The organism is Halopseudomonas pelagia (genome assembly GCF_009497895.1).
Lineage (GTDB): Bacteria > Pseudomonadota > Gammaproteobacteria > Pseudomonadales > Pseudomonadaceae > Halopseudomonas > Halopseudomonas pelagia_A.
Window position 1 is genome coordinate 1,265,467 of record NZ_CP033116.1, and the last position, 16,519, is coordinate 1,281,985.

General features: G+C 56.8%; 19 protein-coding genes. 12 read left to right on the top strand and 7 right to left on the bottom strand.

Going from position 1 to position 16,519, the window contains the following annotated elements; all coding sequences use genetic code 11:
- Positions 1–33 precede the first annotated feature (33 nt).
- From EAO82_RS06030 to EAO82_RS06040, 3 genes are all read right to left on the bottom strand, one after another.
- Positions 34–1,260 (bottom strand): acetyl-CoA carboxylase biotin carboxylase subunit family protein, encoded by a 1,227-nt coding sequence (locus tag EAO82_RS06030; protein ID WP_096347965.1) that lies wholly within the window; start codon positions 1,258–1,260, stop codon positions 34–36.
- A gap of 249 nt (positions 1,261–1,509) precedes the next feature.
- Positions 1,510–1,935 carry an organic hydroperoxide resistance protein gene (locus EAO82_RS06035; protein WP_096347964.1) on the bottom strand — a complete coding sequence of 142 codons (426 nt, stop codon included), beginning with the start codon at positions 1,933–1,935 and terminating at the stop codon, positions 1,510–1,512.
- A gap of 172 nt (positions 1,936–2,107) precedes the next feature.
- Entirely contained in the window at positions 2,108–2,557 is a 450-nt protein-coding gene (locus EAO82_RS06040; protein WP_096347963.1) for a MarR family winged helix-turn-helix transcriptional regulator, read from the bottom strand.
- Between the two features lie 333 nt (positions 2,558–2,890).
- Here EAO82_RS06040 and EAO82_RS06045 point away from each other — a divergent pair, with 333 nt between their 5' ends.
- The 9 genes from EAO82_RS06045 to EAO82_RS06085 all read left to right on the top strand — a co-directional run bounded on the left by EAO82_RS06045 (position 2,891) and on the right by EAO82_RS06085 (position 11,465).
- Positions 2,891–4,441 (top strand): glucan biosynthesis protein, encoded by a 1,551-nt coding sequence (locus EAO82_RS06045; protein WP_096347962.1) that lies wholly within the window; start codon positions 2,891–2,893, stop codon positions 4,439–4,441.
- 2 nt (positions 4,442–4,443) lie between these two features.
- A complete protein-coding gene (locus EAO82_RS06050; RefSeq protein ID WP_143520379.1) occupies positions 4,444–4,695 on the top strand; it encodes a hypothetical protein in 252 nt (83 codons plus the stop codon).
- Positions 4,695–6,806: a glucans biosynthesis glucosyltransferase MdoH gene (mdoH, locus tag EAO82_RS06055; protein ID WP_096347960.1), complete on the top strand. Its 2,112-nt coding sequence runs from the start codon at positions 4,695–4,697 to the stop codon at positions 6,804–6,806. The genes EAO82_RS06050 and mdoH overlap by 1 nt, the downstream gene beginning before the upstream one ends.
- 115 nt (positions 6,807–6,921) lie before the next feature.
- A complete protein-coding gene (locus EAO82_RS06060) occupies positions 6,922–7,548 on the top strand; it encodes a DUF4142 domain-containing protein (RefSeq protein ID WP_096347959.1) in 627 nt (208 codons plus the stop codon).
- Positions 7,549–7,607: 59 nt separating this feature from the next.
- Positions 7,608–8,021 (top strand): hypothetical protein, encoded by a 414-nt coding sequence (locus tag EAO82_RS06065; RefSeq protein WP_096347958.1) that lies wholly within the window; start codon positions 7,608–7,610, stop codon positions 8,019–8,021.
- Between the two features lie 215 nt (positions 8,022–8,236).
- Complete coding sequence (locus EAO82_RS06070) at positions 8,237–9,208, top strand: NAD(P)H-dependent flavin oxidoreductase (RefSeq protein ID WP_096347992.1); 972 nt, start codon at positions 8,237–8,239, stop codon at positions 9,206–9,208.
- A gap of 51 nt (positions 9,209–9,259) precedes the next feature.
- Entirely contained in the window at positions 9,260–9,745 is a 486-nt protein-coding gene (locus EAO82_RS06075) for a winged helix-turn-helix transcriptional regulator (protein WP_096347957.1), read from the top strand.
- A gap of 158 nt (positions 9,746–9,903) precedes the next feature.
- Positions 9,904–10,500, top strand: coding sequence for an exopolysaccharide biosynthesis protein (locus EAO82_RS06080; protein WP_096347956.1), 597 nt, complete (start codon positions 9,904–9,906; stop codon positions 10,498–10,500).
- Between the two features lie 65 nt (positions 10,501–10,565).
- On the top strand, positions 10,566–11,465 hold the full coding sequence (locus EAO82_RS06085) for a mechanosensitive ion channel domain-containing protein (RefSeq protein ID WP_096347955.1): 900 nt from the start codon (positions 10,566–10,568) through the stop codon (positions 11,463–11,465).
- On the opposite strand, the gene EAO82_RS06090 is transcribed toward EAO82_RS06085, so the two are convergent.
- A complete protein-coding gene (locus EAO82_RS06090; protein ID WP_153274271.1) occupies positions 11,458–11,631 on the bottom strand; it encodes a hypothetical protein in 174 nt (57 codons plus the stop codon). The genes EAO82_RS06085 and EAO82_RS06090 overlap by 8 nt on opposite strands.
- Before the next feature lie 106 nt (positions 11,632–11,737).
- Between EAO82_RS06090 and EAO82_RS06095 the strand changes: the two genes are divergently transcribed.
- Positions 11,738–12,619, top strand: coding sequence for a LysR substrate-binding domain-containing protein (locus EAO82_RS06095; protein WP_096347954.1), 882 nt, complete (start codon positions 11,738–11,740; stop codon positions 12,617–12,619).
- Positions 12,620–12,669: 50 nt separating this feature from the next.
- Here the strand turns inward: EAO82_RS06095 and EAO82_RS06100 are convergent, their stop codons facing one another.
- The gene (locus EAO82_RS06100; protein ID WP_096347953.1) at positions 12,670–13,110 is read right to left on the bottom strand and encodes a DoxX family protein; all 441 of its coding nucleotides are present in this window, start codon (positions 13,108–13,110) and stop codon (positions 12,670–12,672) included.
- A 255-nt stretch (positions 13,111–13,365) separates the two neighbouring features.
- Here EAO82_RS06100 and EAO82_RS06105 point away from each other — a divergent pair, with 255 nt between their 5' ends.
- Entirely contained in the window at positions 13,366–14,031 is a 666-nt protein-coding gene (locus tag EAO82_RS06105) for an extensin family protein (protein ID WP_231703294.1), read from the top strand.
- Here the strand turns inward: EAO82_RS06105 and EAO82_RS06110 are convergent.
- Positions 14,028–14,594 carry a cytochrome b gene (locus EAO82_RS06110; protein WP_096347952.1) on the bottom strand — a complete coding sequence of 189 codons (567 nt, stop codon included), beginning with the start codon at positions 14,592–14,594 and terminating at the stop codon, positions 14,028–14,030. The two genes, EAO82_RS06105 and EAO82_RS06110, sit on opposite strands and share 4 nt — an antisense overlap.
- A 164-nt stretch (positions 14,595–14,758) precedes the next feature.
- Between EAO82_RS06110 and EAO82_RS06115 the strand changes: the two genes are divergently transcribed.
- Positions 14,759–15,442, top strand: coding sequence for a glutathione S-transferase family protein (locus EAO82_RS06115; protein WP_231703296.1), 684 nt, complete (start codon positions 14,759–14,761; stop codon positions 15,440–15,442).
- On the opposite strand, the gene EAO82_RS06120 is transcribed toward EAO82_RS06115, so the two are convergent.
- Positions 15,439–16,512, bottom strand: a complete 1,074-nt coding sequence (locus EAO82_RS06120; protein WP_218838671.1) for an endonuclease/exonuclease/phosphatase family protein — start codon at positions 16,510–16,512, stop codon at positions 15,439–15,441. The genes EAO82_RS06115 and EAO82_RS06120 overlap by 4 nt on opposite strands.
- Between the last annotated feature and the right edge of the window lie 7 nt (positions 16,513–16,519).

Below are 16,519 nucleotides of genomic sequence, written 5' to 3' on the forward strand. Positions count from 1 at the left end.
GCGACCCATGATAGGGGTCCGGAAACCTATGTGCTACACGTAGAAGTCGAGCTCTTCCTGACGCTTGAGCAAGTCGTGCATGACTTTGGAATCTTCGCCAACAAAGTACAGCAGTCCCCAGTGCGTGCCAAATGCGGTGCGCTTGGTGACCATTTCTTCCATCGGAGTAGTCAGCTCGTGCGACTCGAAGTACGGATGATCTTCGGTCTCGGCGGGCATCTCCAGCTTGCTGACCACGCGGCGGCGCGGGTAAACCCCAAAGCAGCCGGCATAGCCGGTTGCATCCTCGACTTCGCGCGGGAAGTAGGCTTTGACTTCTTCCTCGGTGGACTTCGGATCAAATACCAGCATCGAGGCGTGATAGGCATTAAAGCCCTTGTACACGCGCTCCAGCAGCTCGAACACCTTGAAGCCCGGCGGCCGGTAGGCGACTTCGCCAAAGTACATTTCTCCGTCACTGGTAACAAAGTACTCAGGATGGATCATCCCGAATTCAATATCGAAGGTCTTGATCAGCTTCTCGATCTGCTTGACGATCTGCGGGCGATAGGCCTCCAGATCGGGTGAGGCAGGCACATGCACCGAGTAGCCCAGACGGACATATTCAGAGATGTTCAGGAAGCGGATCTTGCCGTTGTGGACCCAGGCTTCAACCGCAAATTCCCAGCCGTCCAGATGTGATTCCATCAATGACGGAAACTCGTCATCCGGAATGGCGTCCACGTCGTCCGGCGTGCGTATCACCCGGTGACCCAGGCAGCCGGCCTTGTCGAAGGCCTTGAAATGAATAGGGTCGTTCGGATCGCCATCCAGCTTGAGCAGCGTCTGGTTGACTCGCTTGAGGAAGCGGATCACGTCTTCACGGTCGTGCGCTTCTTCAAATATGCCGACGCGAATACCACCCAGCTGAGCACGACGCTTCATCAGCGACTTGTCACGCATGAGCATGGCCTGGCCGAACAGGCGCGGATTGTCCAGCAACACCGAATTGATAGCGCCGGCCCACTCAACCGTTTCTTCAAACAGCGGGATGGCAACATCCACACCCATGTCTTTCAGAGTCTGAGCGATTTCCAGTGACCGGTCGTTCAGGCGCTCGAAATTCCAGGGTACGAAGGGGATATCGTGGGTCTTGCAATATTCTTCCGCCCATTCGGGGGCAACGACCACATAACGGCGATCAAAGGTAGCGGCTGCTTCGACGGCATTGGGTGCCCAGCCGAGTAGTGCGATAAAACCTTTAGTGGGATCTTTCTTCATGTGTAGCCTCCAGGAGAGCGGTTGAAAGGGAGATTACAGCCCTTCTCTACGCTGGGTAAGGAAGAACTGTATCGCTTATATGTGTAACTATCATACATGGATAGGTAGGGCGCGGCTAATCAGTCTAGCTATAGATTATAACGTTGATGCAGAAATTTACGTCAAAAGACGGGATGTAAAATAGTTTGAACACAAAATAAAACCCCGATAACGCGCTAACGTTATCGGGGTTGGGTGATGCGCTTAGTCTTACACCAGGGTCAGGGTCACATCGATGTTGCCGCGGGTGGCATTGGAGTAGGGGCAAACGATATGGGCCTTGTCTACCAGGTCTTGAGCGACCGCTGGGTCAAGTCCAGGCAAGCTTATCTTGAGCTCGACTTCGATGCCGAAACCCGTGGGCAGGGGACCGATACCAACGATACCTTCAATCGAGCTATCGGTGGGCAGCTTGACCTTTTCTGCACCGGACACATGTTTCAGAGCGCCGAGAAAACAGGCTGAATAGCCCGCGGCGAACAGCTGCTCAGGATTGGTGCCCTTGGCGCCATTACCGCCCAGCTCCTTGGGCGTTGTCAGCGCGACGTCCAATACGCCATCGGATGATATGGCTTGGCCTTCGCGGCCTCCGGTAGCTTCAGCTGAGGCGCGATACAGTACTTTTTCAATCGACATGGAACTCTCCTTACGTAGTCAGGGTGGGTAGCGAACGTTGCGTGTGGGCAAATTTCCAGGCGATCTAGCTCGCTTGAAATAAGGTTAGCGCAAAGGTAGTTAGTGCGCAATATAAAAACGCGCCGTTGGTCGGGCGGGTCAATTCATCAGTAATTCTAGCGGGGATGCGGGATCAGAGCGCTTTTTGCAGCCGGGTACGCAGTTGAGCCAAGGTTTCCCGCAACTCGACCAGGGCCTCAACCGGCTGGTCAGTGGCTTCAAGGATGCAGCGTGGAATATCCTGAGCCCGTTCGCGCAGGGCCTGGCCTTTTGCGGTAAGAAACAGTTCGACTACGCGTTCATCACGGCTGCTACGCACGCGTTTAAGCAAGCCTTCGGTTTCCAGACGCTTGAGTAGCGGGGTCAGGGAACCCGGATCGGTCAACAGCCGCGTGCTGATGGCGCCAACGGTAATGCCGTCTTTCTCCCACAATACCAGCATGGCCAGATACTGAGGGTAGGTAAGGCCCAGTTCCGCCAGCAGTGGTTTGTAGATCTTGGTCATCATCAGCGAAGTGGAATAGAGCGCGAAACAGAGTTGGTTATCCAGCTCCAGTTCGGCGCAGTTGGTTTGCTTTGGCATGTGCGCTCCGAATTCGAGAATATGTCGTGTAATTTAGCGCGCAAACTATAGGCTTGCCAGTCCTGCTTGATTCTCACCCTGCGAGCAAGAATCCTGAATCTTTTGTTTCAGAGCGCGGTTGGTCAGCTCGCGCTGAAACTGCAAATAAGGAGTATATTCGCGCTATCACGCGGCTCTCGCCGCCGGTTAGCAAGGAACTGTGGGCGAGTTGTGCGGACTAACGCCAATAGTGAGCTGGATACTGTGTGTGCGGGCAATCTGCGTCCCGCTGGGCCTTTTATGACTGGATCATCCTACTTCTGGACAGTCCGCAACATTGCAAGGAAATGCTGAATGAAGCTTGTTATTACCTCTGGACTGGGCGTTCTTTTGCTCTCTATGCTCTCTTGTGGGGTTATTGCCGAGGAGCAGTCCGTGCGCGACCGGGTTATTGCCAAGGCCGAGGCGTTGGCACAGAAACCCTATAAAGCGCCGCCGGCGATTCCGCGCTTTATGCGTGACCTGAGCTACGACCAATACCAGGGTATTCGTTTCAAGCCGGAGAACAGTCTGTGGCAAGACTCAGGAGCCGGTTTCAAAGCGATGCTGGTTCCGACAGGCCTTTTTTACACGCATCCAGTGGCGATCAATATCGTTGAAAACGACAAGATCAAACCGCTGGCGTTCAGCAAATCCAACTTTACCTACCCGACTACGGAAGTGGAGCAGCAGGTACCCGCCGATCTGGGCTATGCCGGCTTCAAGCTGACCTTTCCGTTAGCTGGAGAAGACATTCAGAATCAGTTTCTGGTGTTCGCCGGTGCCAGTTATTATCGAGCGGTCAGCCGAGACACGAATTTCGGTCTATCCGGCCGTGGTCTGGCACTCAACACCGGGCTGCCGGGAGGTGAGGAATTTCCTGCCTTTACCGAATACTGGCTGGAGACGCCCAAGCCGGGTGACAAGAGTTTCAGTTTTCATGCGCTACTGGATACCCGTAGCATGACCGGAGCCTATCGCTTCACGGTTACGCCCGGTGACGAGACCGAGCTCAAGGTCGAGTCAGTGGTGTTTCCCCGCAGCGAGGTTCAGTTGATGGGCGTGGCGCCCCTGACCAGCATGTTTTACTTCGGCCAGAACACCTTCAAGCCGCATGGCGAGTGGCGTCCGGAAGTACATGATTCCGATGGTCTGCTGATCCACAACGGTGGCTCGGAAGAGTGGCTGTGGCGGCCGCTGCTTAATCCCACTTCACTGACCATGGACTATTTTGCCACCGAGAATATCCGCGGTTTTGGCCTGATCCAGCGGGACAACGAGTTCACGCATTATATGGACAAGGAGGCGCGCTACGATACGCGTCCAAGTGCCTGGATCAAGCCCGAGGGTGATTGGGGCAAAGGTGATGTGGTTCTGGTGCAGTTGCCCACGCCGAATGAGACCAACGACAACATAGTTGCCTTCTGGCGTCCCCAGGCCGCCGTGACGCCGGGTGAACCCCAGTACTTTTCCTACAGCGCCATTTATGGTGATCAGCATGTCGCCAAAGAGCCGTTGGCACGCAGCATGGACACCTATGTCGGCGATGGTAACCGCGTGGGGGGTGGCTACCAGGAAGGGGCCGTCAGGGTGATTGTCGATTTCGCCGGCGGGCCGCTGGATGAACTGGCTGCCGATGCGCCAGTGGTGGCCTCGGTCACTGGACTGGAGGAGGGCGAGGTGTTGGGCCATTACGTTGAATATATCGAGCCACTCGAACGCTGGAGATTGTCCATACTTGTCCGGCCCGCCACCGACAAGTCGCTCGCGCTGCGTGGGTATCTGCAACTGGAAGACACGCCGCTGACCGAAACCTGGACTTATCAATTGCCCAGTGACACCGGCGTCCTGAGTCCGCAGAAGTGATGATGCGCACGCCACAAAGCCAACTGGCATTGCAGCGTGTTCTCGATTACCTGCGATTGGCAGGGGTAGAGCTGACACCAGAGGTAGAGCAACGCGCATTGCTCCTGGTATCGGCGGCACTGGAGCACGCACCTGAGGATCTGTTGGCCGAGTGCATGCGGCGCCTGCCCGAGGTTTTCCTGCTGCCTGGATACAAGTCACTGCTGCAGGCGCCGGAGATTCACCGCGGTAGCCTCGGCTATGGTGCCTACTGATGGCCACGCCTGCTCATCGGGTCCAGGCCAGCCTGCCTCCTGCCCTTGCTGATACGGGGAAAATAGCATGGCGCCGCGCTGCGTATGCACGCCGCGCCCTGTTGTTGCTGGCTGTGTTGCTGCAGACGGCAACCGCCACCTATTTCATGCTCTCGGTTCTACCTTACAACGGCGGCAACTGGATTGAGGTGGGGATGGCCGCGCTGTTCGCCATCCTGTTCTGTTGGATTTCCGTGGGGTTCTGGATCGGCGTGTTTGGCTATCTGATCAGACATACCGGCGGCGATCCGCACTCGCTGATGCGTCAGCAGGATGCCGCAACGCTGGCGGCCACACCCATGGCGCGCACCGCGATTATCATGCCTATTTACAATGAGCAGATAGGCGAATGCCTGGGTCGGCTCAAGGCGGTTTACCTTAGCCTGCAGGCCACCGGGCAGCTCGAGCACTTTGATTTCTATATCCTCTCCGATACGCGCGAAGCGGATATCTGGCTCGACGAGCAGGCCGCCTGGGCATCGCTAGCGCGCGAGCTGGGCGCGGAGCGGCGCTTGTATTACCGGCGCCGGCCGCTCAACCAGAATTACAAGAGCGGCAATGTGGGTGATTTCCTGCGCCGCTGGGGCAAGGATTACCCCTATATGGTGGTACTGGACGCCGACAGTTTGATGAGTGGCACCGCGCTGGTCATGATGGTTCAGCTGATGCAGCGCCACCCCAGAGTTGGCATTCTGCAAAGTAGCCCGAGCCTGCTGAACGGTCAGTCGGTATTTGCCCGGGTGCAGCAGTTTTCCAACCAGTTATATGGACCATTGTTTACCACCGGGTTGGCGGCGTTTCAGCTCGGCGAGGCGGCGTTCTGGGGGCACAATGCCATTTTGCGTACCCAGCCGTTCATGCGCTATTGCGGCCTGCGCAAGCTCCCCGGGTGGGGGCTTTTCCGCGGGCCGATCCTTAGCCACGACTTCGTTGAAGCGGCTTATATTGGCCGCGCCGGTCATGAGGTCTGGCTGGAGCCCGAACTGCCGCACAGTTATGAAGAGTCGCCCCCGACGCTGGTTGAAGAGCTGACCCGAGACAAACGCTGGGCCAAAGGTAACCTGCAGCACCTGTGGTTGATGCTGCGCAGCCGGCGACTAAAGCTGGCGCACCGCATGGCGTTTCTCAACGGCATCATGTCGTATGCAGCATCACCCTTGTGGCTGGCGTTTTTAATACTGGCGACGATTGCCGCGGCGCGGATGGTCATCTGGCCGATCGACTATTTTCCAGATCCTTACCAGTTACATCCGGTATGGCCAGAGTGGGAGCCCTTGCGTGCGCTGGCGCTGATCCTGGTGACCTTTTCGCTGCTGTTTATTCCCAAGTTTCTTGCCGTCTTCGATACGATTTCTCATGAGCGCTCGCGCTCCTTCGGCGGCTTGCTGCGCTTGCCTGTGAGCATGCTTTTGGAAATGCTGATTTCCGCCTTGCTTGCGCCTATCCGCATGCTTTCGCATAGCCGTTTTGTACTGGAAGCGTTATTTAATGTGCAATTGAAATGGGCCGGGCAGAATCGCAGTGGTGAGAGCGGCTGGTTGGAAGCGATCATCAACCAGGCGTTTGGCACGCTGCTGGCGCTCAGCTGGATAGCCTTCGCCTACTGGATCGATCCGATGTTCTTTCTCTGGTCTTTGCCGGTCGCCATCCCGCTGATATTTGCTGCGCCGGTATTCGTCATCTTGAGCCGGACTCAGGCTGGGCAGAGGCTCAGGCGCTGGGGCCTGCTGACGATTCCGGAAGAGGTCAACGGATCGCAGTTGCTGCACGACGTCAATCATAATCCCATCCAGCATCGGCCGCATGGCAAGCTCTCGGCGTTTGAAACAGCGATTATTGACCCTCGTCTTAATGCGCTGCATAGAGCTCAAGCTCGTCACCTGGCTGGCGACTTGCGGCGTCAGCGTTTGCAGGTGTTGGCTGAGCAGTGCTGGGCCGAGGGCGCGCAATCCCTGAGTGTTAGCGAGCGCAGTCTGTTGGCTAAAGATGCGCCTTCGCTGGCTTGGTTGCACCGGCAGGTGTGGCAGGCTTCAGCGGACTCACATTGGGGGCGCTTGCTGCGTCGGGCGTGACCGCCACCGCCCCACTACGGAACTATCGGGCCTTCAATTACTCCATTTTACTGTGCATTTCAGAGGGGAGCGTCGGTAATCTTGCCGACATTCCATCAGTAAAAAGGAGAGTTACATGCGAAAAATTCCATTGATTCCGGCGTGTCTTGCGCTGGCTTGCAGCTTGGCTGCCGGAACGGTATTGGCGCAGGAAACCGGTTCCATGGGCGAGGACAGAACTCAGACCACCGGGCCCACTGGTACCCCAGGTACTACCGGGCAGGGCGGCAGCGCCGACCCTACCGGTGAGAATCTTGAACCCAGCCATGTGACGGGTATACCCGCCGAGCGTTTTGTCAACGAAGCGTCCGCGAAGAGTTATGCGCTGATCGAAATGAGCGAAGCGGCGCTGGAGCAGGGTACGGCGGAAGTGCAGCAATTTGCTCAGCGGGTTATTGACCAGCAGCGGGTAATCAATCAGCAACTGCGGTCCCTGGCCGAGGCTGATGAGCTGGATATCGCCGAAGACGCCAACCTGATTGATCAGGGTAGAACAATGGTATTACAGCTGCGCGACGGCGAATCTTTCGACCAGGCGTATGCCGACAACCTGGCAGGTATTGCCCGTGAGTTGGCCGACCTTTTCGAAAGCGCACAAGCTTCGAATCATGGTGAATTGAGCGAGTACGCAAAAGCCACGCTGCCTCAGCTACAATCCCAGCGTGATGCGGCGGTACAGATGGCGGCAGCAGACGCTGAGTAAGTGCAACTCTAAGCCGCCAACCGTGCGAACTCGACAACGTGTTAAAACAAGAGATGTTTATGAAATCCATACTGCAGTGTTTTTGTCTGTCGTCCGCGGTGTTGTTGCTGGCAGCCTGTGAAACTACCAAGCCTGGGCCAGCGCAGCTGACCTACACTCAGGTATATGCCAACACCGGCGCCGTACAGTGTGAAGGGGGCGGCGCCAGCGTTCCGGATATGGCGCAGCAAATGCGTGACGAAGGAATAAATGTAGAGATGGCGTCGTGCGGCGATGATGGCCTGGCCCGCACCGCCGTATGTGGTGCCCCCGACGGTAGTATCGGCGTGTTCGTGATACCCGAGGCGGATTACCAGGAAGCACTGCAGTTAGGTTACGAGTCCTTTGAGCGCCTGCCTGATGCCAACGTGCATCCCTGTAAAGAGCAGCTTGAAAAAGAGGTAGGCCGTCCGGACCCCGCCGCCCCAAACTAATTTTCAACATCACCATTATTAATACAATCCAGGCCCCCGTCTTCTGCAAAGGAATCGGGGGTTTTTTACGTATGGTATGCGCCTGAGCAGGTTGTGGCCTATCGCCGCAACCGAAGAAACACTTGCAATCTGCGCTGAACGAATTTAGCTTCTTATTCAGAAGTTAAATGCCCAGTCTTGTACCGGGCATCAACACCCACAAGAGGCTATTGATTGTGAAAACGCGCATAACAGAATTGTTCGGCATTCAGCACCCGATTATCCAGGGCGGCATGCACTATGTTGGTTTTGCCGAGCTGGCAGCCGCGGTATCCAACGCGGGCGGGCTGGGGACCATTACCGGTCTGACGCAAAAAACCGCAGCGGACCTGGCTAACGAAATCGCCCGATGCCGGGATATGACCGACAAGCCTTTCGCAGTCAACCTGACTTTTCTGCCCACCGTCAGTTCGCCTGATTACCCAGGCTACATCAAAGCCATCATCGAAGGTGGGGTCAAGATCGTCGAAACCGCTGGTCGTAGCCCAGAGCAATACATGCCGTACCTGAAAGATGCAGGTATCAAGGTGATTCACAAGTGCACCTCGGTACGTCATTCGCTGAAGGCCCAGTCCATCGGTTGTGACGCGGTATCCGTTGACGGATTCGAGTGTGGTGGGCACCCGGGCGAAGATGATATTCCCAACATGATTCTGCTGCCGCGTGCTGCCGATGAGCTGGAGATTCCGTTCGTCGCTTCCGGTGGTATGGCCGATGCTCGTTCACTGGTGGCCGCAATGGCTTTGGGCGCAGAAGGCATGAATATGGGTACGCGGTTTATTGCCACCCAGGAAGCGCCAGTCCACGAGAACGTCAAGAAGGCAATCGTTGCTGCCTCAGAGCTGGACACCCGCCTGGTCATGCGTCCGCTGCGCAATACCGAACGCGTGCTGAACAACGCAGCCGTTGAGCGGATCATGGAGAAAGAGCAGCGCCTGGGCAAGGATCTGCAGTTCTCCGATATCGTTGATGAGGTGGCAGGGGTTTATCCGCGCATCATGAAGGAAGGCGATATGGAAATTGGCGCCTGGTCCTGCGGTATGGTCGCTGGCCTGATCAACGACATCCCCACCTGCCAGGATTTGATCGAGCGGATCATGCGCGAAGCTGACCAGCTGATTCGTCAGCGTCTCAACGCCATGCTCTGATGACCGCGGCTCTGCCTGCCAAGGGCAGAGCCGTTTTGCTGTGAGGTTGCCATGTTGCGCGCTACGCCACACCACGACGACTGCAGTGTCACCAAAGCCCTGGATATCATCGGCGATTGGTGGGCATTGTTGATCCTGCGCAATGCGTTTCACGGTATGCGTACGTTTGACGCTTTGCAGAAGCAGCTGGGTATTTCCACCAGCGTGCTGAGCAGTCGGTTGAAAACCATGACCGAAGCCGGCGTGCTGAAAAAGGTCCCGGCAACCGGTGATGGGCGCTCTTTTGAGTACCGTCTAACGCCATCGGGGCACGATCTTTACCCGGTGCTTGTAGCTTTGATGCAGTGGGGCGAGAAATGGCGGCCGAATGAGAAAGGCCAGCGCTTGCTGTTGATCGAAAAGGCGACAGGGTTGCCCGTGCAGGGGGTAGAGGTGTTATCGGCTGCCGGTTTGCCGCTTAAACCCTGGGATGTGTTGCCGGTAGCGGGGCCAGGTGCCGATGAGCGAGTCCGCGAGTTGATTGGTTCCGCCGGATAGGTTCGAGCGGATAGGTTCAGCCGGACAGGCTCGGCCGGACAGGCTCGGCCGGATAGAAAACGCTGAATCGGGACGTTCCAGTTATTTCGTTGTCATAGCGATGACTTGAGTGCGCAAGTATTTTTACCTGAGCGAAATTCCTCCGACAGCGGACTGCAATGAGCGAAGATGAAGATCACCCACAGAATCTCCAGCAACTGTTCGATTGTATAGATCAGGCGGCGGAGGAAGATGGCCGGGTATCCTGGTCGGCGATTATGGATGAAGTAGGGCGGCGCTCCTTTGGTCCGCTATTATTACTTGGCGGACTGACAGTGCTGGCGCCGATCATTGGCGATCTGCCGGGCGTACCCACCCTGATCGGTATGGTGGTGCTGCTGATTGCGGTGCAGTTGCTGATCGGGCGGCATAATTTCTGGTTGCCGGGCTTTATGCTCAACCGTTCGGTATCCAAGGATAAACTCCACAAGGCTCTGACCTGGCTGAAGAAGCCCGCGGGCTTTATCGACAAGTTGCTGCGGCCAAGGTTGTCGAGGCTGACCAGCGGACCCATGGTGCGAGTTATCGCGGTCGTCTGCCTGGGCATTTCCCTGGCAATGCCGGTGATGGAGTTTGTGCCTTTCAGTGCCAATCTTGCCGGCATTGCCCTTACTGCTTTCGGCCTTGCCTTGATTGCGCGTGATGGTCTGCTGGCCTTGATCGCGCTGGTTTTTACCGGGCTGATGATGGGCGTGGTGGTTTATAACCTGGTGTAGCTGGCCAGTGGACGTCTTTGCAGTTACCGTTTGCCACTCTGCCATCTGAATAACGGAAAAGACCTATGTACGAATGGCTGGACACCCTGCCTGCCAGCGTTGTGATTTCCGACTCTGTCGTCCGCCTGCTGTTGAGCACGGCGATTCTGATGGTCGTGACCCTGGTACTGCGTGCGCTGGTGTCGCGGCTTATTCGTCAGAAGGTCAACTCGGTTGAGCTGCGCCGCAAGTGGTTGGTCAATTCTCGGAACGGCTTCCTGCTGTTGATGCTGCTTGGCCTGGTGATGATCTGGGGCGAGGAATTGCGCACGCTGGCATTGTCGATCGTCGCGATTGCCGTGGCCTTTGTGGTCGCGACCAAGGAACTGATCCTCTGCGTTATCGGCTCGATCATCAAGACCGGCTCGCGGTCGTTCAATCTGGGTGATCGCATCCAGGTGAAGGACTTTCGCGGTGATGTGATAGACCAGAGCCTGCTGACCACCACCATCCTTGAAGTCGGGCCCGGCAAGCACGTACACCAGCGCTCAGGCCGAGTGGTGGTGATCCCCAACGCCCTGTTTGTTTCCGAACCGGTCATCAACGAAAGCTTTACCCACGAATATGACTTCCACGTGTTCACCGTGCCGTTCAAACGCAGGGACGATTGGCGCGCAGCCCAGGCGGCGTTTCTGGAGTCGGCCAATCGCCACTGTGCCCCCTATCTCGAAGCGGTGCGCCAGTACATGACGCGCATTGGTCGTAATCGCGGCCTGGAAACGCCGTCGGTCAACCCTCGGGTAACCATTCAAACACCGGTGTCGGACGAGATCCATCTGGTCATTCGCTTTCCGACCAAAGCCGGGCAGCGCGGTTATATGGAGCAAACGATTCTGACAGAGGTATTCGCGAATAACGATTTTCTTGCCGCGCATCCCGAGCCCGCCACAGAAGCCTCTGCGCCTACTGAAACGTCGCTCAGCTAAAGCTGCTCCGACCCCGCTGCCGGATGCGCCGGTATTGTTTGCGCAGCCATTTGGCCAATGCGATTATCAGGTCTGTGGGCGGCATCGCCGGCATGTAAAAATCATGCAGGGGCGGTTGGGTAGGAATTTTACTTTTTCTGGTCTGGTTTTCGGTTTTGGCTTTCATCTCATCGGTCTCCTTGAGTGAACAGGCGACCAGACTCGCGCGATGATGTTGTTCAATCCAGCGAATTAAAATAACATGCCTGTTCAATTTTATTGAACAGGGTGTCATGACCAATACCAATAACCCCCTAGCAGCACTGCCTCTTCTCGAGCTGGATGTATTGCGCAGCTTTATCGCCATAGCCGAGACCGGCAGCTTTACTCGTGCGGCAGTTCAGGTGCATCGGACTCCCTCAGCCATCAGCATGCAGATCAAGCGATTGGAAGAGATGCTCGGGTACAGTCTGTTGCTCCGCGAACCGAAACGCGCGAGCGTAACGACGGAAGGCGAAATGTTATTGGGCTTTGCCCGGCGCATGCTGGCCCTCAACGAAGAAGCCCTGAGCCGTTTCTACAGTCCGGCGCTGACCGGTTATGTGCGGTTGGGAACCTCTGACGATGTTGGCACGCGCATATTGCCAGCGGTATTGAGTAGCTTCGCTCGCGCTTATCCGGGCGTGCAGGTAGACGTGGTGGTAGGCCGCAGCACCGATATGCTCGCGCAGGTGGATAGCGCAGAGCTGGATCTGGCGTTGGTCACCTCCGGGAGCCACGTGCCCCGCGGCGAGGTGGTGTATACGGAGCAACTGGTATGGGCGGAATGTGCAGGCGGTCGGGCTTCGGCTCGCCGACCTTTGCCATTATCGCTGGCGGGACCGGGTTGCGTGTGGCGGGAGGTTGCATTGGCGGCACTTGATCGCGCTGGCATTGATTATCGCATCGCTTACATCAGTGAGCATTGCACCGGTCAGCGAGCGGCCATGCTGGCCGACCTGGCGATAGCGCCTTTCCCTCGCGGTCTGGTGCAAAAGCCGTTGAAAATGGTTGAGGCTGAAGCCGACCTGCCCTCATTGGGGAGCTATCAGATCATGCTGTTGCAAGGCAGCAACCGTGGGCCGCTGATTGATGCCCTGCGCAGTTATGTGGTGCAGACGTTTGAAACGCTTTGAGTCCGGCCCGCCTCGGCCTGCCCCGACGCGGATGCGGCGGGGCAGGTTATTCAGCGCAGGCTGATAACGCGATCCAGGGACAACCGACCTGCACCGCTGATCAGCAGCGATACTGAAATGGCCAGCAGCGCCAACGCGAATTCGTAGCCGTTATTACTCATGAACAGGCCGTTGGCCAGATGTACAGTAACGATGGCCACCAGCATGGTCAGCGCCAGCACCGCAGCGGCAGGGCGCACTAATAAACCCAGCAGCAGCGCCAGTCCGCCGAGAAACTCGGCACCGCCCGCGCCGAGGGCCATAAGATACCCAGGTGCCAACCCTATCGACTCCATCCACTGACCGGTGCCTTCCAGGCCATAACCGCCGAACCAGCCAAACAGCTTCTGAGCGCCATGGGCGATAAAAATGATACCGGCGGGAATACGCAGGGCTAGCGGGGCGAAACCGGCGTTTGTGTGGGTAGCGCGGGTGATGAAGCTGCTATTCATATTGATTCTCCAGAGGTTGAGTTGTGTTGATGGAGTTATAATAGACCTGATAATTAAATTGAATAGCGCAAAAATACGGAAATTAATATCAGTAAATACGATACGTTATTATTTGGCAATATATCCATAGGGCTCGCTGCTGAACCGACCCGAACCAGGTCGCTCCAACTTGCATGGTTGTCTTAGTCAAGTAGAGGTTGATTGAATTTGTCCAGAGCAGGGTTTCTGAAGTGTGTATTGGTGCTCCTGCTTGGGGTGGCGGCCGTGGTGTATAAGCCATGGACGTATCTGCCGCCGGAGTGGAATCCTTGGGCCCCCTTGTCGATCACCCATGAAATGACCCAGATCACCCGTTGGAAGCTCTCTCAATTGCAGCAGGCGCCGGAAAGCTGTGTCGCGATCCTGGCGGCGGCACCAGAGGGGTGGGTAGATTATCTCGACCTGGAAGACTACACCCCTGTACAAGGCTGCCCGTTGACCAATGTTGTGCGGGTGCGAAGCAGCGGGCTCGACTTCAACTCGCCCTTTACCGTGACCTGTCCGATGTTGGTGGCCTGGGTCATGTTCGAGCGCCAGCAGTTGCAGCCGCTGGCGTTGGCGCATCTGGAATCCGAGGTCAGCAGAGTCGATCATTTCGGCAGTTTCGCCTGTCGCAACATCTACAACCGTGAAAATGCCCGCCGAAGTCAGCATGCTTCGGCCAATGCCTTTGATGTGGCTGCGTTCCGCTTGAAGGACGGGGGCCAGGTTAGTGTGCTGCGCGATTGGGACAATACCCAGGCACCGGAAAAAAGTACCTTCTTGAAGGCCGTACATGATTCTGCCTGCGCTTATTTCGGTACGGTGTTGGGGCCGGACTACAATCAGCCGCATGAAAACCATTTTCATTTTGATGCCAGCGGTTTTGGGTTTTGCCGTTAGACCGGTGGCGCGTTGCTTCGCCTTGGAAGCATTCGCAGCAATGTACCGTCACGCCACAGGTAGTGGTGGGCCACGCCGGCAACGGCATGGAGACCGATCATCCAATATCCGGCAAGTGCACCCCATTCATGCGCCTGTTCAAATCTCTCGGTCCAGGTCTCACTAGGTTGCATCAGCCAGGGCAGGGGGTATCCCAAAAGCGCTACATGTTTGCCCTCTGCACTGAGTATCAGCCAACCCAGCAACGGCATCGCGATCATCCATGCATAGAGTGCCAAGTGCATTCCGGTAGCGGCCAGCTTTTGCCATTGTGGTGCCATGTTGTTGGGGTCTGCGGGGCTCGTTGTCAGCATGCGGGTAAGCAGTCGAACACATACCAGCATCAGGATGCTGATGCCCAATCCGAAGTGCCACAGCTTGAGGCCCTCGCGGATCCCGCTGCCCTTTGGAAAATTGCCTTTGAGCTCCATGCAAGCGAAGACAGCTGCAATCAGGATCAGCATCAGCCAGTGCAATGCGATGCTGAGGCCGTGGTAACGAGTTGGCGTTTTCATGTATTTGATGCCTCGTGTGCCCGGCAGACATAGCTGGGTGATGGCTAGAGATTAAGCGGGTTGTATTAACGCTTGCTTAAGAGGGGCTAATCAGTGGCTTGCACAGATTCTGTGATCTGGCGTTATATTATTCATCCGCCATCCGGGGCCGCTTGCAAACGAGGTGTATTCAATTGACTACTGAACTCTTTATCGCCAACAAGAATTACTCCTCCTGGTCGCTGCGCCCCTGGGTATTGATGCGGCAACTGGAGATACCCTTCACCGAGCGGCTGATGCCCTTTTCCGGAGCTGATACCGCAGCGTCATATCGCGCCTTTTCCCCCAGCGCCAAGGTGCCCTGCCTGGTGGACGGCGAAGCCCGCGTATGGGATTCGCTGGCGATTGTCGAGTATCTGGCTGAAACCCGTTCCGGCGTCTGGCCGGAAGAGCTGACAGCGCGCACCTGGGCGCGCTGCGCGGCGGCGGAAATGCATTCGGGGTTCACTCAGTTGCGCAATATCTGCACGATGAACTGCGGTTTACGCATTCAGCTGCATGAGGTCGCGCCAGCGTTGCAGGCCGAACTAACGCGCCTGGATGAGCTCTGGTGCGAAGGCATAGGCCGTTTTGGTGGGCATTTTCTGGCGGGTAAAAACTTTACCGCCGTGGATGCTTTTTTCGCGCCGGTGGCTTTTCGCCTGCAGACCTACAATCTGCAGCTTTCCGTTACGGCGATGGAATATGTGGCACGTCTGTTGATGCTGGAGCCGATGCGCGAGTGGTATGACGCGGCATTGAGAGAACCCTGGCGGGATGACCCGCACGAACAGGATGCCGCTCGCGTGGGTACCTGGCTGGACGACTTGCGCGGCTAGTCATCCCGTTCTTCGGGGTTGGCCTTGGCTTCCTGGATGGTATCCCGGGCGTATTCCTTGTCACCCTCTTCACGCTCGGGTTGGTCATTTTCGTCCGCGCGGGAGGGTCGGTAACAGAGGGTAGCGATTATCGGGAAGTGATCCGAGCCAATGTGCTTGAGACGCTGCATCCCGCCCAAGGTGAAATGCTCACTGGTGAATATATGATCCAGCGGCCAGCGTAAAAACCAGTGGTCGGCATTGAAGGTACTGTACATGCCACGGCCGCGCCGCAGATCGAGCATGCCGCTAACCCGACAGAACATGCGTGTGGTGCGCGACCAGGCAACGTCATTCAGGTCGCCAAACAACAGGGTAGGGCCGTCGTGTTCCGCTATCTGCCTGGAGACCAGCAGCAGCTCAGCGTCGCGCCATAGCGTCGACTCGCTCTCGTTCGGCGCGGGCGGCCGTGGATGAACAGCGTGGAAGCGGATCTTCTTGCCGTTCTTCAATTCGAAGCGTCCGTGAATTGACGGAATATCATCCTGGATTAGCCGTTTGACCTTGACATCATGCAGCGGCAGGCGCGAATAAAGATGCATGCCGTAGAGATTGTCCTGCGGGATCTTGACGGTGTTCGGCCAGTCCGTTTCCAGCGCCGCATCGAGCTTTTCCTGCCACCAGTCATCGGACTCCAGCGTCAGTATCACGTCGGGTTGATGTTCCAGAATCTGGCTGATCAGTGACTCGGACTGGTGGTTGGGGGTCAGCACATTGGAGATCAGCAGGGTAATACAGTGATCACCGTCACCCTGCTGCGCCTTTTGCATTTGTACGGGATACAGAGGAGTCCACGGCAGTATGTGCCAGCCCTGCACCAGAACCACTGCGACGCACAGCAGCAGGGTAGGCAGTTGCCAGGTTCCATTGCTGAACCAGGTCAGCACCGCACACAGCAGCGCAAGGCTGAGAATCTGAACGCGTGGAAACTCGCAGGCCCGTACCCACCAGTCGTGCAACGGCACCTTGCCCAGTATGGTGGCGGCCAGCAGGAGCAGGCTTAAGCCAAAGAGCACCACACTAAAGATCATGTATTCC